13 protein-coding genes are annotated in these 15,697 nt (G+C 31.8%); 1 reads left to right on the top strand and 12 read right to left on the bottom strand.

Annotation, left to right across the window (positions count from 1 at the left end; all coding sequences use genetic code 11):
- Nucleotides 1-390 precede the first annotated feature (390 nt).
- The 11 genes from L3J35_06845 to L3J35_06895 all read right to left on the bottom strand — a co-directional run bounded on the left by L3J35_06845 (nt 391) and on the right by L3J35_06895 (nt 12,715).
- Nucleotides 391-822: a hypothetical protein gene (locus L3J35_06845; protein MCF6365906.1), complete on the bottom strand. Its 432-nt coding sequence runs from the start codon at nt 820-822 to the stop codon at nt 391-393.
- Entirely contained in the window at nt 819-1,556 is a 738-nt protein-coding gene (locus tag L3J35_06850) for a hypothetical protein (GenBank protein ID MCF6365907.1), read from the bottom strand. Before L3J35_06850 ends, L3J35_06845 begins: the two co-directional genes overlap by 4 nt.
- 65 nt (nt 1,557-1,621) lie before the next feature.
- Nucleotides 1,622-2,401, bottom strand: a complete 780-nt coding sequence (locus L3J35_06855) for a radical SAM protein (GenBank protein MCF6365908.1) — start codon at nt 2,399-2,401, stop codon at nt 1,622-1,624.
- A 240-nt stretch (nt 2,402-2,641) separates the two neighbouring features.
- On the bottom strand, nt 2,642-3,421 hold the full coding sequence (locus L3J35_06860) for an enoyl-CoA hydratase-related protein (protein MCF6365909.1): 780 nt from the start codon (nt 3,419-3,421) through the stop codon (nt 2,642-2,644).
- A 47-nt stretch (nt 3,422-3,468) separates the two neighbouring features.
- Nucleotides 3,469-4,461 (bottom strand): acyltransferase, encoded by a 993-nt coding sequence (locus tag L3J35_06865; protein MCF6365910.1) that lies wholly within the window; start codon nt 4,459-4,461, stop codon nt 3,469-3,471.
- A 53-nt stretch (nt 4,462-4,514) separates the two neighbouring features.
- Nucleotides 4,515-5,648, bottom strand: coding sequence for an efflux RND transporter periplasmic adaptor subunit (locus L3J35_06870; GenBank protein MCF6365911.1), 1,134 nt, complete (start codon nt 5,646-5,648; stop codon nt 4,515-4,517).
- Nucleotides 5,649-5,660: 12 nt separating this feature from the next.
- Complete coding sequence (locus tag L3J35_06875; protein ID MCF6365912.1) at nt 5,661-10,001, bottom strand: CusA/CzcA family heavy metal efflux RND transporter; 4,341 nt, start codon at nt 9,999-10,001, stop codon at nt 5,661-5,663.
- Between the two features lie 118 nt (nt 10,002-10,119).
- Nucleotides 10,120-10,695, bottom strand: a complete 576-nt coding sequence (locus tag L3J35_06880) for a rubrerythrin family protein (protein ID MCF6365913.1) — start codon at nt 10,693-10,695, stop codon at nt 10,120-10,122.
- 30 nt (nt 10,696-10,725) lie between these two features.
- On the bottom strand, nt 10,726-11,385 hold the full coding sequence (locus L3J35_06885; protein ID MCF6365914.1) for a flavin reductase: 660 nt from the start codon (nt 11,383-11,385) through the stop codon (nt 10,726-10,728).
- A gap of 12 nt (nt 11,386-11,397) precedes the next feature.
- The gene (locus L3J35_06890) at nt 11,398-11,817 is read right to left on the bottom strand and encodes a transcriptional repressor (GenBank protein ID MCF6365915.1); all 420 of its coding nucleotides are present in this window, start codon (nt 11,815-11,817) and stop codon (nt 11,398-11,400) included.
- Nucleotides 11,818-11,956: 139 nt separating this feature from the next.
- Complete coding sequence (locus L3J35_06895; GenBank protein MCF6365916.1) at nt 11,957-12,715, bottom strand: MBL fold metallo-hydrolase; 759 nt, start codon at nt 12,713-12,715, stop codon at nt 11,957-11,959.
- A gap of 139 nt (nt 12,716-12,854) precedes the next feature.
- On the opposite strand from L3J35_06895, the gene L3J35_06900 reads away from it, so the two are divergent.
- A complete protein-coding gene (locus L3J35_06900) occupies nt 12,855-14,954 on the top strand; it encodes a SurA N-terminal domain-containing protein (protein MCF6365917.1) in 2,100 nt (699 codons plus the stop codon).
- A 47-nt stretch (nt 14,955-15,001) separates the two neighbouring features.
- Here L3J35_06900 and L3J35_06905 read toward each other — a convergent pair whose 3' ends face one another.
- Nucleotides 15,002-15,682 (bottom strand): rhomboid family intramembrane serine protease, encoded by a 681-nt coding sequence (locus tag L3J35_06905; protein MCF6365918.1) that lies wholly within the window; start codon nt 15,680-15,682, stop codon nt 15,002-15,004.
- Nucleotides 15,683-15,697: the final 15 nt, after the last annotated feature.

Below are 15,697 nucleotides of genomic sequence, written 5' to 3' on the forward strand. Positions count from 1 at the left end.
CAAAATTGTTTACAACACCCGGGAGCTTGTAAGACCTAATCGGAAAAACATTCGAAAACATCGGCAAAAGAAACCTTATTCTATGAATTACAAAAGGTTATGACAGATTATTAACTAAACGACATTGTTTCATAATTAGTTATTTTTATAGTCCCCAAATTGAATAAGGGTTGTAATATCCCGGATAAAAGTTTTTTTGCAACTTATTTGCTTTTGCTTATGCAATAATAGTTATTTTTTGCCGGAAATAAAAGCTGTTGTTTCCGGTTTTAATTGTGTTACAAGAAAAGTTAATGCTGTGCAGAACGGCTTTGTCTTTTTATTTTATACCTACGCTGAACTGGTATGTGAGGTTTGTTTTGTTTCCGTAGGTATTTAAACTCTAATACTTTATTGATAAGTATATACTGTTTGATATTCGTCCATATTATCGCTTAACAATTCAAGTTTTAATTCTTCTTCCGTTAATTTTAGAATAAGATATTCTGAAATAATGTTATCGTAAGAGATGTAAATTTTTGTTTTGTTTTCTTTGAACTCCCAATGAGAAATTAAAGAATCGTTTAAACAAGCATCTTTTTGAAAATAACTTGAATCTTCGTTAAATTTATAACTTGACTGAAAGGCACAATCTTGCCATGCATCTGAAATACTTGACTCAAGTCCGCTTTTATTAATAAGAACCGCTTTAACAACGTGCCGTGTTTTTGTCGTAAGCAAATCGGTGTTAATACTTTCCGCTTCCGGTTTAATTTGACCTTTTTTGCAAGAAAAAGTAATTACCGATAAAACCATAAGCGTAATCAGAAATTGTTTTTTCATTGTTTTTTATTTTTATAGTTAAAATTATAGGATAAGCCGACTGATATATGTAGTTTTGAGTATTCAACAGTTTCAAAATAATCTGTACCTATAAGTATCATTTTATCTTTATCGGGGAACATTCCTGCTATTTGAAATTCTGTTTTAAGATTTTTTCCGAGTTTTAAAAATATACCGGGTTCAAAAGAAAAAAAATTAAAATTATATATAAAAGTTTCACCGGAATAATATGTTTTTGGGATTTTATAGTTATTATGATAAATTTTAATATACGAACCGATATTCATTTTTTTACCTGATGTAGAAAAAACAAAATTAAAATTCGGGCTGTAATATTTCCCGTCATTATAATGACTTTTAGAGTTTCCTGTTTTTACACCGGTATAAATTTCATAAATAAATTTGTTATTTATTTTATTGAAATATCCTGCCGAAATTTCAAAACTTGAATTGTAAGCCAGCGAAGGAATTTCAAAAAACCAGTCTATAAAACCAAAATCATCACTCCCTAAACCTGTTATGTAATTATATGTAAATCGTGCATCTGCTTTAAAAGCAATGTTTTTAAAAGGTGCATAGGCAACAGCAGTTTGAAAACTATTTGTACTTAAAGATATTTTTGCTTTTAAATCTTTTTTTTGTTGCATTAAAGGCACAAAACTTCCTGAAGGCATATATTGAGTTGCACAAGCCGAAAACATGAAGAAAAATATGACCGAAAATAAATATCTCATAACAAACTATTTTTGAATGATTATTTTTTTTGCAGAGGTTGAAAAATCAGATGTTAGTTTCAACCTTATACCGAAACCTGTATTTCAAAACCTTCATTTTTAACTTTTTCGGCTATTTCGTATAATTTTTCAGGAGAAACTTTTTTTAAATTTTCGGAAGGCGTATCTCTGTCTATTGTATAAATCATTACCTGTTTAGGTTTTATTTCTTTTAAAAGTTTTATCCATGCCTCAACTTCTTTGTTGTTTGTATTATCGGCAGATTTGCCTTTGTAAGTTCCTGACAAAAACATGGTTTGTATAATTAAATTGCCTTTGAAAGCTTTTAAATTTCCAACTAATTTTTTAACCGTAAATTCGGCAGGAGGGTTATTCATAAACTTTACGGTTTCGTCAAAAGCGGAATCTAATTTTAAAATGTTGTCATCAACTTTTTGAAGTGCGTTAAAAACAGATTTTTTTTGAATTAAAGTTGCATTTGACAGTACTGCGATTCTTGCTTTAGGGAAATATTTATTTCGAGTTATTATTGTGTCGCCGATAATCCCTTCAAAATCAGGATGTATTGTAGGCTCACCGTTTCCTGCAAAAGTTATTACATCAGGCGAATTGTTATTTTTTTTCATTTCAGAAAGAACATTTTCTAATTTTTCTTTTACATCTTTTCTGTCGTGAAATCTTTTTCCTTTAAATTTTTCTTTATGTGTTCTTCCGCATTCGCAATAAATACAATCGAAATTGCAGTATTTATAATCAAGCGGTAAAAGGTTAATACCGAGAGATACACCAAGGCGGCGACTTTTTACGGGACCGAATATAGTTTCGTCAAATAAAAATACAGGCATCTTTTTTTTCGCCAAAAGTAAAAACATTTATATAAAAAAAAAGAGATACAATTTAATGTACCTCCTTTTTTCGACATAATAAGTTATAAGTAGTTTTAAAATGTTGCCTATGAAATATAATATTAGTTTGTTGTTAGTACAAATGTATGACAAAAACTGTTTTTATAACAATTTTTCAATGCTCACTTGATGAAAGAGCATTAATTTTTGACGAGTAATAATATATAGCTGATTAAATTTTTACTTTCCGGGGAAATTTGCTTTCCGTTTATTCATAAAGGCATCGGTTCCTTCTTTGAAATCTTCGGTTCCGAAACATTTTCCGAATTCTTCGATTTCGGTTTTAAAACCGTCAACACCGGCGGTAAAATAGGCATCAATGCAGGCAATTACTCCGGCAACTGCTACGGGTGATTGTTTCATTATTGTTTTCAGAAGTTCTTCGGTTTTTTCAATTAGTTCATTCTGCGGGAAAACGTAATTTACAAGTCCGAGTTTAAGTGCTTCGTCGGCTTTAATCATTGCTCCCGTCATAAGAAGTTCCGTAGCTTTTCCTTTTCCGATAAGTTGTGTAAGTCGTTGTGTCCCGGCATATCCGGGTGTAACACCGAGGCTGACTTCCGGCTGACCGAAACGTGCATTGTCGGATGCTGTTCTGATGTGGCAAGCCATTGCAAGTTCCAGACCTCCGCCGAGGGCAAATCCGTTTACGGCTGCAATAACAGGTTTTTTGAATGTTTCGATTATTTTGAAAATTCGTTGTCCGTTTGCCGAAAGTTCTTTACCTTCTTCAACGGAAAAGTTTGCAAATTCTTTAATATCGGCACCTGCGGCAAATGCTTTTTCTCCGGAACCGGTTATAAGAATGCTTTTTACTTCGTTTTTTGTTGCAATTTCGGTAAAAATGCTTTCTAATTCGGCAAAAACTGCTTTGTTAAGAGCATTTAGTTGTTTGGGACGGTTTAAGGTAATTGTTAAAATTCCGTCTTTAACTTCGGTTTGAATATTTTCGTAGTTCATTTTATTTGGTTTTTTAGTTTGTAAAGTTAAAAAGTTTAAAGTTATTATCAAATTACCATCAAATTACAACCTCTTACATCAGAATTGTCAAATCTTCCGAGAACTTCAAAACTGTTGTCTTTGTGAATTTTACCCAAATCTTTTGTTTCGATAAAAGAGCAGGAATAAATATTTGCCAAATCAATGATATTTATGCCTCCGGATTTTCCTTGCGGAAGCAAATCGAAAGGGTCATTTGTATCTCTTATCAAAATTTTCATCCAAGGCGGAGTAATATATTTATTTTCTTGTTTTGCATAGGCTTGCGACAGAAGTTCTGTCATACCGTATTCGGAATGTATTTGTTTTAAGCCGGTTGCATTTTTAATTATGCGGTGTAATTCTTCCCTTACGATTTCTTTTTTACGCCCTTTCATACCTCCGGTTTCGATAATTGTTGTGTTTTTTAAAGAAATTTTAAATTTCTCAAAGAAATCTAAAAGGGCAAAACTTACACCGAATAAAATTGTTTTTTGTTTGCGGTTTTCAAGTTCCGAAAGTTTTTCAAAAAGTTCTTCATGGTTGTATAAATAGTATTCATTACCTTTTTTGTTGCTTATTTGCATTAATTTTTCGACCATATATATTAGTGAAGAGTCGTTTCTTTCGGAATATGACGGAAGTAATGCCAAAAAAGTGTATTGTTCGGGGTTTCCGTAAAAAAGTTCAAAGGTTTTTATAAAACTTTCTTCGTAAATTTTTAAGTCGGGAATATGGTGTTCGCTTGTTGACATTCCGGTAGTTCCGCTGCTGCGAAATGTTGTTTGAATTTCTCTCTCGGAAGAAATAATTTTATGTGTTTTGAAAAAATCAATCGGCAAAAAAGGAATATCTTTATAGTGCTTTATTTGTGAAATATTTATATTAAGTTTTTTTATGTAACTTCTGTAAACACCATCGGCTCCAAGCTGATATTCAAACACTTCCAGAGCCGCTGCGTTAAATTGCTCTTCATTTTTAATACTAAAAATGTTCTTTGCCGTAATATTTTTATTTTGCATTTTCATGAAAATATAAAAACCTGCCGAATGAGGTTTAAAAGTATTTAAAAATATTATTCCGTTAATAAATTGTAAGCTCCTTTTTCTAAAAATATAGCAGCGGTATCGTTTAACATAACTTCGGTAAAACCGTTATACGTTTGCCCGGGTTTAATGTTTTTCTTTGCAAAATAATAATTATCGGCATCCTTTTCTTCAAGTTTCAAAATATAAGTTTCTGTTTCGGAATAAACAATTGCATTTTCCGGAAGGGCGTATTTTTTAAATTCCGAGGAAATTACATCAACATTCATAAACATATTTTCGGCTAAATTTTCGGAAGTTTCTGTGTCTGTTTCAGCATAACAGGTTACGGTTTTTGTTTCGTTATTAACAGACTTTCCGATTGCTTTAATTTTACCTTCATATTTTAAATTTTCATTATCAGGCATGAAAAATATTATTCCCTGCCCGGTTTTTATTTTAGAAATATCCTTTTCAAAAACAAAAAATTCCAGTTGCAAAGATTTAATATTTATAACTTCAAACAAATTATCGCCGGCATTTACCGATTGTCCGATAAGGCAATTATGATTACTGATATATCCGTTTATGGGTGAGGTTAAATAAATTTCAGAATATATATTTCCGTTTAGAATTTTGCCGGGGCTAAGTTTCATCATCAAGATTTTTTGTTTTAGGCCGTTATAAGTTCCCAAAGTACCGAGATATTCACTTTTTGCTGTTTCAAACTCTTTGTCGGATAAAACTTTATTTTCGTGCAATTCTTTTTTTCGTAAATAATTTTGCTTTAAATTATCGAGTTTTGCAGCAACTTCTGAAAATTCTTGCTGTAAAGATACAATTCCCATACCGGTAATTGAACATAATTTTTGTCCTTTTACAACTTTCTGCTCCGGGGCAACAAAAACTTTTTTGACGATTCCGGGAAATAAAGAATTAATCAGAGCTTTGCCTTTCGGTTTTGTAGAAATTTTTCCGGTTGTTCTTATTTTCTCCTTAAATATTTTCAACCTTATTTTTCCGGTTTGCATTGCCGATCTTTCAAATTGTTTTTGACTTACAACAATCAGATTATTAGTTTGCTTTGTGCTTATTTCTTCTGTGTTTTCATTTTTATCCTGCGAACAACTTTGAAACATGATTGTGCCTGCTAATACGAGGATAAATATTGTTATTTTGTTCATTACTAAAGAGTTTTAAAAAGTTAAATAGTTAAGTTCCAGAACAGCATCAGAATATTCTTTAAGATTTTTGAGGTATTCGTATTTAATGTTTAGTGCATTTTCGACACTGAAAATAAACTTAAAATAGTCAATATCACCGTTTTCGTAGCTCATTTGTGCAGATTTTAAAATTTCGGAAGACAGTTTTTTTCCGACATTTTCATAATAATCAATTTTTGACCGTAGTTTTGAAATTTCCGCTTTCAGCAACGATATTTTATTTTCGACTTTTATTTTTACAATTTGTTTTTCTTCTAAAGAAATATTTAAATTTATTTTTGCAGCTTTAAGTTTCGATTTTTGTGCTCCGAAAAACAGCGGAACAGATATACCTGCCTGATAACCGATATAATTTTCAGCACCGGGATAAGTGTTATTTCCGTTAAAAAGTCCGATTGTTACCGAAGGTAAGAAATTACTTTTTTCGGTTTTAATTACGGATTTTTTCAATTCTGAATTTTTATCAAATAATTTAATATAAATGTTAGAATCTGATATTACAAAATTAGATTCGGGAGGTATTAAATCAATATCCGGAAAACTAAAATCAAAATCAGTTTGCAATAATGTTTTTATTCTGTCGTAAGTTGTTTCGATGTCTTTTTCAATATTCTCTTTTCTAATTTTCAGCATATCAGCTTTTGCCTTTGCATTAAGGTACGATAACGAATTTGTTTCGCCTGTTCTGTATCTTAGCTCTGATGCCGTTATAAAATCTTTGTAAAGACTGTCGATTTTCAATATCAGCTTTTTGCTGTTTTGCAGGTATATAATTTTATAATACAATAATGAAATATCTTTTTTGACCTTCATTATTTTTATATCATATTTGGTTTCCGCAATTTCCTTTCTGATTTTTTGCGATTTTTTTTCGGAAATATATATCGTAGGGAATTTGAAACTTTGTTCTACTCCGAAAATATTCAAAGGATGGTTATTTTCGGCAATATTATTTTCATCAAATTCATAATAAATATCTGTTTTTTCAATGTCAAATGCCGAACGGATTAAAGCATTTTCTCTGTCAACTGTCAGTTTTGATTGTTTTATTTCCGGATTATTTTTAAGTGCAATTTCAACGGCTTTTTCAAGTGTTATTTGTTTTTTTGATGTTTGTGCCTGCAAAGTTGCGGGAACTAATAAAAATATTCCGATAAAGAAAAACAGTTTTTTAAATTTCATCTTCTTTTTTAATTTTTCAGGTTCTTCAAAAATAGCATAAAGCAGGGGTAATGCGATCATAGTCAGCAGAGTAGAGGTAACAAGCCCGCCAATTACAACGGTAGCCAATGGTCTTTGCACTTCTGCTCCGGCAGATGAAGAAATTGCCATAGGCAAAAATCCCAAAGCTGCTGCAGAAGCTGTTAAAAGCACGGCTCTTAAACGGTCTTGCGTTCCTTTAAATATAAGTTCTCTTATTGTATATTTGCCTTCTTTTTTCAACTCTTTAAAGTGTTCGAGCAGAACTATTCCGTTGAGTACAGCAATACCGAAGAGAGCAATAAACCCTATTCCTGCCGAAACACTGAACGGCATTCCTCTTATCCACAAAAATGTAACACCTCCTACGGCAGATAAAGGAACAGCAGTGTATATAAGCAATACATCTTTAATTGATTTAAAAGCGAAGTGTAAAAATATGAAAATCAAAAGCAATGCAATCGGGACAACAATGAACAAACGGCGTGTTGCATTTTGTAAATTCTCAAATTGTCCGCCGTATGTAACGTAATATCCTGCTTTGAGCTTAAGATTTTTATCTATTTCTACCTGAATATCCTCAACCACCGATTGTAAATCTCGGTTTCTTACATTAATGCTTACAACAACCCTACGATGCGTATTATCGCGAGATATTTTTGCCGGTCCGTAAGTATAAAACACATCTGCAACTTCGCTTAAACGTATCAGTTTACCATCGGAAGTTCTCAATGGCATATTTTTTATGTTTTCAATGTTCTTCCTGAAATAATTATTATAACGCAAAACCAAATCAAAACGTTTTTCTCCTTCAAATACACTTCCTGCAATATTTCCTGCAAAGGCAGTAGTTAAAGTATTATTAATTTCTTTAATATTCATTCCGAAGCGAGCAATTTTTTGAGTTTTATATGTTATTCCGATTTGCGGAAGTCCCGCAGTTTTTTCGATGATAATATCGGCAGCACCCTGTACCTCTTCTATTAGCTTTTTTATTTCAATTGCTTTTTTATTCAGGTAATCTAAATCTTCACCGTAAATTTTCACGGCAATATCGGCACGTACGCCTGTAATCAGTTCATTAAAACGCATTTCTATCGGTTGCGTAAATTCATATTCAATACCCGGAAATACAGATAATGTTTCTTTAATTTTATCAGCAAGTTCTTCTTTGGTATCGGCATTTACCCATTCGTTTTTCGGTTTAAGCCTGATAATCATATCTGTTTCTTCCATTGACATAGGGTCGGTAGGAACTTCCGCTGCACCTATTCGACAAACTATTTGGTCAATTTCGGAAAATTTTGCCATAAGTTCTTTTTCCATTTCTGTCATCATTTTCACGGTTTCGGATAAAGAAGTACCGGTTTTCAGTACGGGTTGAATAACAAAATCTCCTTCGTCAAGCGTGGGAATAAATTCTCCGCCCATTCTTGTAAAAATAATGCCTGTGAAAATTAATGAAGCTAATGCCGCTCCGAGTACGATTTTTTTATGAGAATATGACCATTTTAAGACAGGCTTATATGATTTAGTTATAATATTCATTAAAATAACCGACGGATTTCGCTTTGAAAGTTTTTTAGGTTTTAAAAATAAACTTGAAGCAACAGGCAACCATGTAAAACCAAATATCATGGCTCCGATTATTGCAAAACTGAATGTTAATGCCATCGGCCTGAACATTTTTCCTTCAACTCCTGTTAAAGATAATATAGGAACTAAGATTATTAAGATTATTACTTGTCCGAAAACAGCAGAGCTCATCATTTTGCCGGCTCCTTCGGCTGTTATTTTGTCGTATAAGCTTTTGCGTTCCTCTTTGGGAGTGTTTTTAATTTTATCTCTGTTCAAGATTAGACTAAACATTATAAACTCAACCAGAATTACGGCTCCGTCAATGATTATACCGAAGTCTAATGCTCCGAGGCTCATTAGGTTAGCGTCAATTCCGAAAATATACATCAATGAGATAGTAAACAACAGAGCCAAAGGAATGATTGAGGCAATTATCAATGCCGAACGAGCATCACCGAGCAATAACATAACTACAAAGATTACTATAATACTTCCGAGCAAAAGATTTTCAACTATTGTAAAACTTGTTTTTGCAAGCAATTCACTTCTGTCTAAAATTGGATTTATGTAAACACCTTCGGGCAATATTTTTTGAAGTTCATCTATTTTTTTATGAACTGCATTTATTACGTCCTGGGAATTTGCTCCTTTAAGCATCATAATTTGCCCCAAAACTTTTTCGCCTTCGCCGTTTGCTGTTATTGCCCCGAACCGATTGGCATAACCCGTTTTCACTTCAGCAATATCTTTTATTAAAATAGGTTTCTTGCTGTTTTTTTTAACAACAATAAGTTTTATGTCTTCTATATCTTTAAGTAAGCCGTTTCCTCGAATAAAGAAGCTTCTGTTACCTTTTTCGATGTATGCACCGCCTGCAATGGAGTTGCTGTTCTCTAAGGCGTTAAAAACTTCGGCTAAACTGATGTTATAATTAAAGAGTTTTTGAGGATTAACGGAAACTTCGAATTGTTTCAGATATCCGCCCCAAGAATTAATTTCGACAACACCGGGAATACCTGACAAATTTCTTTTTACTAACCAATCTTGGATAGTTCTGAGCTTCATTGCATCGTACTTGTCTTCGTAGCCGGGTTTTACATCCAAAGTATATTGATAAATTTCGCCTAAACCGGTTGTAATCGGCCCGAGAGTAGGCATTCCGAAATCTTCAGGGATATTTTCTTTTGCCGCTTTTATTTTTTCCTCTATAAGTTGACGTGGCAGATATGTTCCCATAGATTCATCAAAAACAATAGTAACAACCGACAAACCAAATTTAGAAACCGACCTTATTTCTTGAACACCCGGTAAATTTGCCATTTCAAGTTCAATAGGGTATGTTATAAATTGCTCTATATCCTGTGTTGATAAATTGGTTGACACCGTAATTACCTGAACTTGATTATTTGTTATGTCGGGAACAGCTCCGACAGGTATCCGTGACAGTGCAAAAATACCGAAAGCTGTGACCGTTGCCGTGAAAAGAAAAATAATTAACTTATACTTTATGCTGAAACTGATAATTGACTTTATCATTAGAGTTTTAAAAAAGAGTTCTTAGATTAAAATATGTAATAGATAATAATTTGCAAATAAATTTAATCAGGGAAGTTGAATTATGCTTCCCTGATTCATAATCTTTTAAATTTAATTATTAATAATTTGTTTCTTTAATTTCAAAATAAGATTGCGGGTGCAAACATGCAGGACACAGTTTCGGAGCTTTTTCGCCTTCGTGTACATAACCGCAGTTTCTGCATTTCCAATAAATTTTATTGTTTCTTTCAAATACTTTTCCTGCTTCCAGGTTATTGTATAGTGTTCTGTATCTTTCTTCGTGTTCTTTTTCAACTTTTGCAATCATTCTGAAAGCCACGGCAACTTCTTTGAAACCTTCTTCATCTGCTATTTTTGCAAATTCGGGGTAAAGTTCTGTCCATTCTTCATTTTCGCCGTCTGCTGCTGCTTTTAAATTTTCTAATGTAGTTCCTATTTTTCCTGCAGGATACATTGCCGTAATTTCAACAGCACCGCCTTCCAAAAATTTAAAAAAGCGTTTTGCATGTGCTTTTTCATTTATTGCGGTTTCATCAAATAAAGCTGCAATTTGTTCCAAACCTTCCTTTTTTGCTTGTTTTGCAAAATAATCGTAACGCATTCTAGCTTGCGATTCTCCGGCAAATGCTTTTAATAAATTTTGTTCTGTTTTTGTTCCTTTAATACTGTTCATAATGATTAATTTTTAATTAATAAGATTTGTTTATATTTCAGAAAATTCCTCTTTACCTACTCCGCAGGTCGGACAAGTCCAGTTGTCGGGTAAGTCTTCGAATTTTATTTTTTCGATATTATTGTCGTATATATGCCCGCATACATTGCATTTATAAATTTTACCTTCGGATTTTTGTTTTTTTTCTTTTTTGATATACGAAGGTGCATTTTTTGGTGTAAAGCCTTTTTTTATTTTTCTGTAATAATCATAGGTTAAAGGTTGTCCTTCGGCAATCAGTTGAGCATCAACCAACTCGCCTATAAATAATATGTGTGTTCCCAGATTAATTTCATCGGTTAATTTGAATTCCATGTATGCAATACTGTCATTGATAACAATCGGAACACTTGTTTTTCCGAATCTGACATCAAAATTTTCAAATTTATTGATTTTTCTTCCGGTTCTAAAACCGAAATTACCAATTGTTTCGGCTTTTGCATTTTGATTTAAAATTGAAACCGAAAATGTTTTAAACTTTTTAATAAACTCGCTTGTAAAATTTTTCTTATTACAACTTACTGCAAACAATGGCGGTTCGGAGGTAATTTGAAAAACGGTATTGGCAATATAAGCATTGCCCTCTTTTTTACTTCCTGAACTTACAATGTAAAGCCCGTAAGAAATATTATATAATGCTTCAACATTCATATTTTTTTAAATTTAAGAGTTTTTTATTATGCATTCTTTACAAATTCCTTTTATCATAACATCTGTTTTGTTTAAAACAAAATCATCCAAACCGGAAAATTTTAAATCGTTGTAATTGTAGTCAAAGTCGAAAATTTTACCGCAACTTTCACACTTAAAATGACCGTGAATATGTTTTTGTGCATCATATCTTATTTCACTTTCTTCGATATTCACATTTATAATAAGATTCCGGTTTTCAAATAGTTTTAATGTGTTATAAACGGTTGTTTTTGATAATGTAGGAATTTCTTTTGATAATTTCTTATAAATAATGTCAACCGTAGGATGAATATTATTGTTTACTAAAAACTCATATATTTTCATTCTTTGATACGACGGTTTTATACCTGCTTTAAGTAATTCATTATTTATATTTTGTACTCTCTCCATATTTGTAATTATTACAACTCTAAAAACGTTACAAATTTACAATAAATAATTTAATAATGCAAGAAAGTCCGGAATATCTTTTATGTTACAATAGATGTGTCTAAATGTCAGGCAAATAGGAGTTGTGTGAGGTTTTGGATTATAACTCTACAACTTCCGATATCTTTTGCCTTGAAGTTAATTTTATATCGTATTTACCGTTAAGCCCGGAAAAAACCTCCGATACAGTTTCATGAGTGTTATTTGCCGCTGAAATATGTGACAATAAAATTGCTTTCAATTTGGGAGATGCATAATTTTTAACCAATTCCAAAGCTTGAATATTAGACAAATGTCCATCATAAGAACTTACTCTTTGTTTTAAATGATATGGATATAATCCGTTTTGCAGCATATCTTCGTCATAATTTGATTCAAGAAAAACTGCATCGCATTTTGAGAATTCGGTTTGTAAAATTTCGTCAACTTTCCCTATATCGGTCATTACTCCGATGTTTTTATTATCAATTTCTATTCTGAAACTGCACGGATCTATTGCATCATGATTTTTTTTAAAAGAATATACTTTTATGTTACCAATAATATGAGGTGTACCTGGTTCAAAAAATATGAAATTTTGTGCTTTGTTTTTATTATAGCTTTTATGAAATGTTTTTTTTGTGTAATAAACAGGTATTCCGAGTTTATTACTTGTTGAGCGTGCACCTTGGATATGGTCTGTGTGCTCATGACTTATAAAAATTGCTTTTATTTTATTCTTATCTAAACCGGCATCATCAAGCCTTTCAATCAACCTCTTATAATAAATACCGGCATCTATTAGTACTGCGTTTTCTTCGTTCCCGATATAATAACAATTTCCGTTGCTTCCGGAAGCTAATGCACAAATTTCAATCATATTTTTAATTTGTTGCAAAGAAATATATTCTATTTGAAAATGTTGCATATTATTTCAAATATTAAAATTCATTATAATAAGTTTTTTTATATATTTGCAAACTCAAAATTTTGAACTAAAAAAAATTAATCATTCAAAAATGGCAACATTACAGAAAATCAGAAACAAAGGACCATTAATTGCTATAGTTATAGGTATTGCATTATTAGCGTTTTTATTAGGGGATGTAAATAAAATATTTTCATCGGGAAACGACATGAGTATTGCCGAAATAAACGGAACTGAGGTATCTCTTCAAGAGTATCAAGCCAGATATAATAACTACGAACAAGGTTTAAAATTATTAACAGGACAAACCTCTTTAACTACCGAAAATCAAAAATATGTTGAAAGTCAAGTATGGGATAAAATCGTAAAAAATTATGCTTTATCAGATACTTATGAAGAACTCGGTATTGATGTCAGCGGTATGGAACTGGCAAAAATTATAAGCGGTGAAAATATTCAAAACGGTCTTGATCCTTTAACAAGACAAGTTTTTTCTGACCAAAACGGTAATTTTAACGCACAAAATGCTGTCAACTTCTTTTCAAATGCAAGTGAAACAGAAGACGGAGCCGGTGTTGCAAGATTCTTAGAGGAAGAAATGAAAGACAACCGAAAATATACAAAATATATGTCCCTTATTTCAAAAGGTATTAATATTACAGGTTTTGAAGCTAAACAATTATACAGAGAACGTACTGAACTTGTTGATTTTGATTATGCAGTTAAAAGATATAATACAGTTGCCGACAGCACCATAAATGTAAGTGATACAGAACTTGAGGCATATTATAAAGAACATAAAGAAGAATACGAACAAGAACATACCAGAGACATTGCTTATATAACATTCAATGTTGTTCCTTCCGAAGAAGATAAAAAAGTAACAAGAGAAGAACTTGAGTATTATAAAAATGAGTTCGCAGAAATAAGCATAGATTCAACGCAAGAAGAATTAATTAATTATGTTAATGCAAACTCTGAAACTAAATTTTCATACCCACATTTATCATTTGAAGAACTGAATGATTCCGCACTATTTTATGCAAGTTCCGATACAGTTTTCGGTCTTGTGTTTGAGAATGGTGCTTATACCATGAAAAGAGTTTTCGACAGGGTAAATACACCCGACTCAATAGAAGCACGACATATATTAATTCAAGTTGACGGACAAGTTATTAAAGATATTGACAGAGCAAAAGAAATAGCCGACAGTTTGATGACTTTAATAAAAAGCGGTTCTGATTTTGCCCAAATTGCAAAAGATAATTCTGCTTATCAAGTTTCTGCACAAAAAGGCGGCGATTTAGGTATGTTTACGGAAGATATGATTCTTAATCAGTTAGGTTTAGAATTCAGCGACGAAGTTTTTAAGTCTAAAGTAGGAGAACTTAAAATTATTGAAACAGGGTACGGAGTTCATATTACAGAAATAACAGGACTGGGTGGAGACAAAAAGGAAAGAGTAAGATTAGCAGTTGTTTCACAAATTGTAAGACCCGGAAATAATACCGTAAGTGACGCATTTTCAACAGCGAGAGATTTTTCGGTAAATTCTGATAACAACATCGAAAAATTTGATGAGCTTGTTGAAAAAAACGGATATATTAAACGTATTTTAAATGATGTAAATTATGAAACTGAAGTTATTGCAGGAATTGAGAATCCAAGCTCTATTATAAACTGGATATTCAAAGACGATACAGAAAAAGAATCTGTATCTCAGGCTTTTCAAGACGGAGATATGTTTATTGTAGCAATTGTTACAGAAATAAGAGAAGAGGGAATTGCTCCTTTAGAACAAATTAAAGATGAAATTACGGCTAAAGTTGTTAAAGAGAAAAAAGCGGAACAATTTGTAAAAGAAATGACAGGAGAAACAAATCTTGTTAAAACAGCAAAGAACATTAGTTTTTCTTCTGCCAGATTAAATGATGACGGAATTGAATATAAAGTAATTGCGACAGCAGTTTATTCTGAGAAAGACAAAGTTACAAATCCAATTATCGGAGAAAACGGAGTTTATGTTTTAAAAGTAGTTTCAAAAACAGGTATTGAAAACCTTGATGAAATCGATGTTACAAACGATAAATTAAACTCTCAAAGAAGAATTGATTTCAGAATTTCTCGTGAAGCTTTTGAAGCAATAAAAGAAGCTGCTGAACTTACAGATAATAGATATAAATTTATATAAATATAATTTATGATAAAAAAAGAGATGTTAAAAAAACATCTCTTTTTTTATTCCTCATCTTCCTTTTTTATATGATACTTAACTTCCGAATAATAATCATCACTAAGGTCTGGGGCAGAAAACTCAGATAAATCATCATTTGTTTCAGGCTCAACAATATATTCTTCAGGTATTTTTTTAGCAAAGGCTAATGTTAAAATAAAGCCTGTTACCGCACCGAACAAATGTCCTTCCCAAGAAATCTCCGGTTTAATGGGTAAGATTCCCCAAACCATGCTTCCGTATATAAAAACAACGATTAAAGAAACGGCACTTAAAGCACGGTTTTTATGAATAATCCCTGAAAAAAAGAGAAAAGATGCAAGTCCGTATATAATCCCGCTTGCTCCTATATGATATGCTGAGCGTGCAGCTAACCACACCCAAAATCCGGAGAAAAAATAAATTAAAAGAAAAACTTTAAGAGCATATTCTCTGTAAAAATAAAACAACGCTGTTCCGAGAAATAAAAAAGGAAAAGTATTTGAAAACAAATGGTCAAAATCTCCGTGAATAAAAGGTGCAAACAATATACCCGTTAAATTTTCAAATTTTAACGGAAATATGCCGTATTTATACAAATGTAAATTCAACGAATATTCAATTATTTTAACACTCCACATAATAAGTAAGAAAAATACCGGAAGTATTAAGCTGAATCTTAATCTTTTTTTCTCGCTTTTATTCATTAATTTTACCTTTAT

Source organism: Bacteroidales bacterium, from assembly GCA_021648725.1.
Classification (GTDB): domain Bacteria; phylum Bacteroidota; class Bacteroidia; order Bacteroidales; family JAADGE01; genus JAADGE01.

Bases quoted from the DNA above. Each gene is read 5' to 3' on its own strand.
- L3J35_06905 (MCF6365918.1), bottom strand. From the start codon at position 15,682: ATGAATAAAAGCGAGAAAAAAAGATTAAGATTCAGCTTAATACTTCCG.
- L3J35_06865 (MCF6365910.1), bottom strand. From the start codon at position 4,461: ATGCAAAATAAAAATATTACGGCAAAGAACATTTTTAGTATTAAAAAT.
- L3J35_06845 (MCF6365906.1), bottom strand. From the start codon at position 822: ATGAAAAAACAATTTCTGATTACGCTTATGGTTTTATCGGTAATTACT.
- L3J35_06850 (MCF6365907.1), bottom strand. From the start codon at position 1,556: ATGAGATATTTATTTTCGGTCATATTTTTCTTCATGTTTTCGGCTTGT.
- L3J35_06890 (MCF6365915.1), bottom strand. From the start codon at position 11,817: ATGGAGAGAGTACAAAATATAAATAATGAATTACTTAAAGCAGGTATA.
- L3J35_06880 (MCF6365913.1), bottom strand. From the start codon at position 10,695: ATGAACAGTATTAAAGGAACAAAAACAGAACAAAATTTATTAAAAGCA.
- L3J35_06885 (MCF6365914.1), bottom strand. From the start codon at position 11,385: ATGAATGTTGAAGCATTATATAATATTTCTTACGGGCTTTACATTGTA.
- L3J35_06875 (MCF6365912.1), bottom strand. From the start codon at position 10,001: ATGATAAAGTCAATTATCAGTTTCAGCATAAAGTATAAGTTAATTATT.
- L3J35_06870 (MCF6365911.1), bottom strand. From the start codon at position 5,648: ATGAACAAAATAACAATATTTATCCTCGTATTAGCAGGCACAATCATG.
- L3J35_06860 (MCF6365909.1), bottom strand. From the start codon at position 3,421: ATGAACTACGAAAATATTCAAACCGAAGTTAAAGACGGAATTTTAACA.
- L3J35_06900 (MCF6365917.1), top strand. From the start codon at position 12,855: ATGGCAACATTACAGAAAATCAGAAACAAAGGACCATTAATTGCTATA.
- L3J35_06855 (MCF6365908.1), bottom strand. From the start codon at position 2,401: ATGCCTGTATTTTTATTTGACGAAACTATATTCGGTCCCGTAAAAAGT.
- L3J35_06895 (MCF6365916.1), bottom strand. From the start codon at position 12,715: ATGATTGAAATTTGTGCATTAGCTTCCGGAAGCAACGGAAATTGTTAT.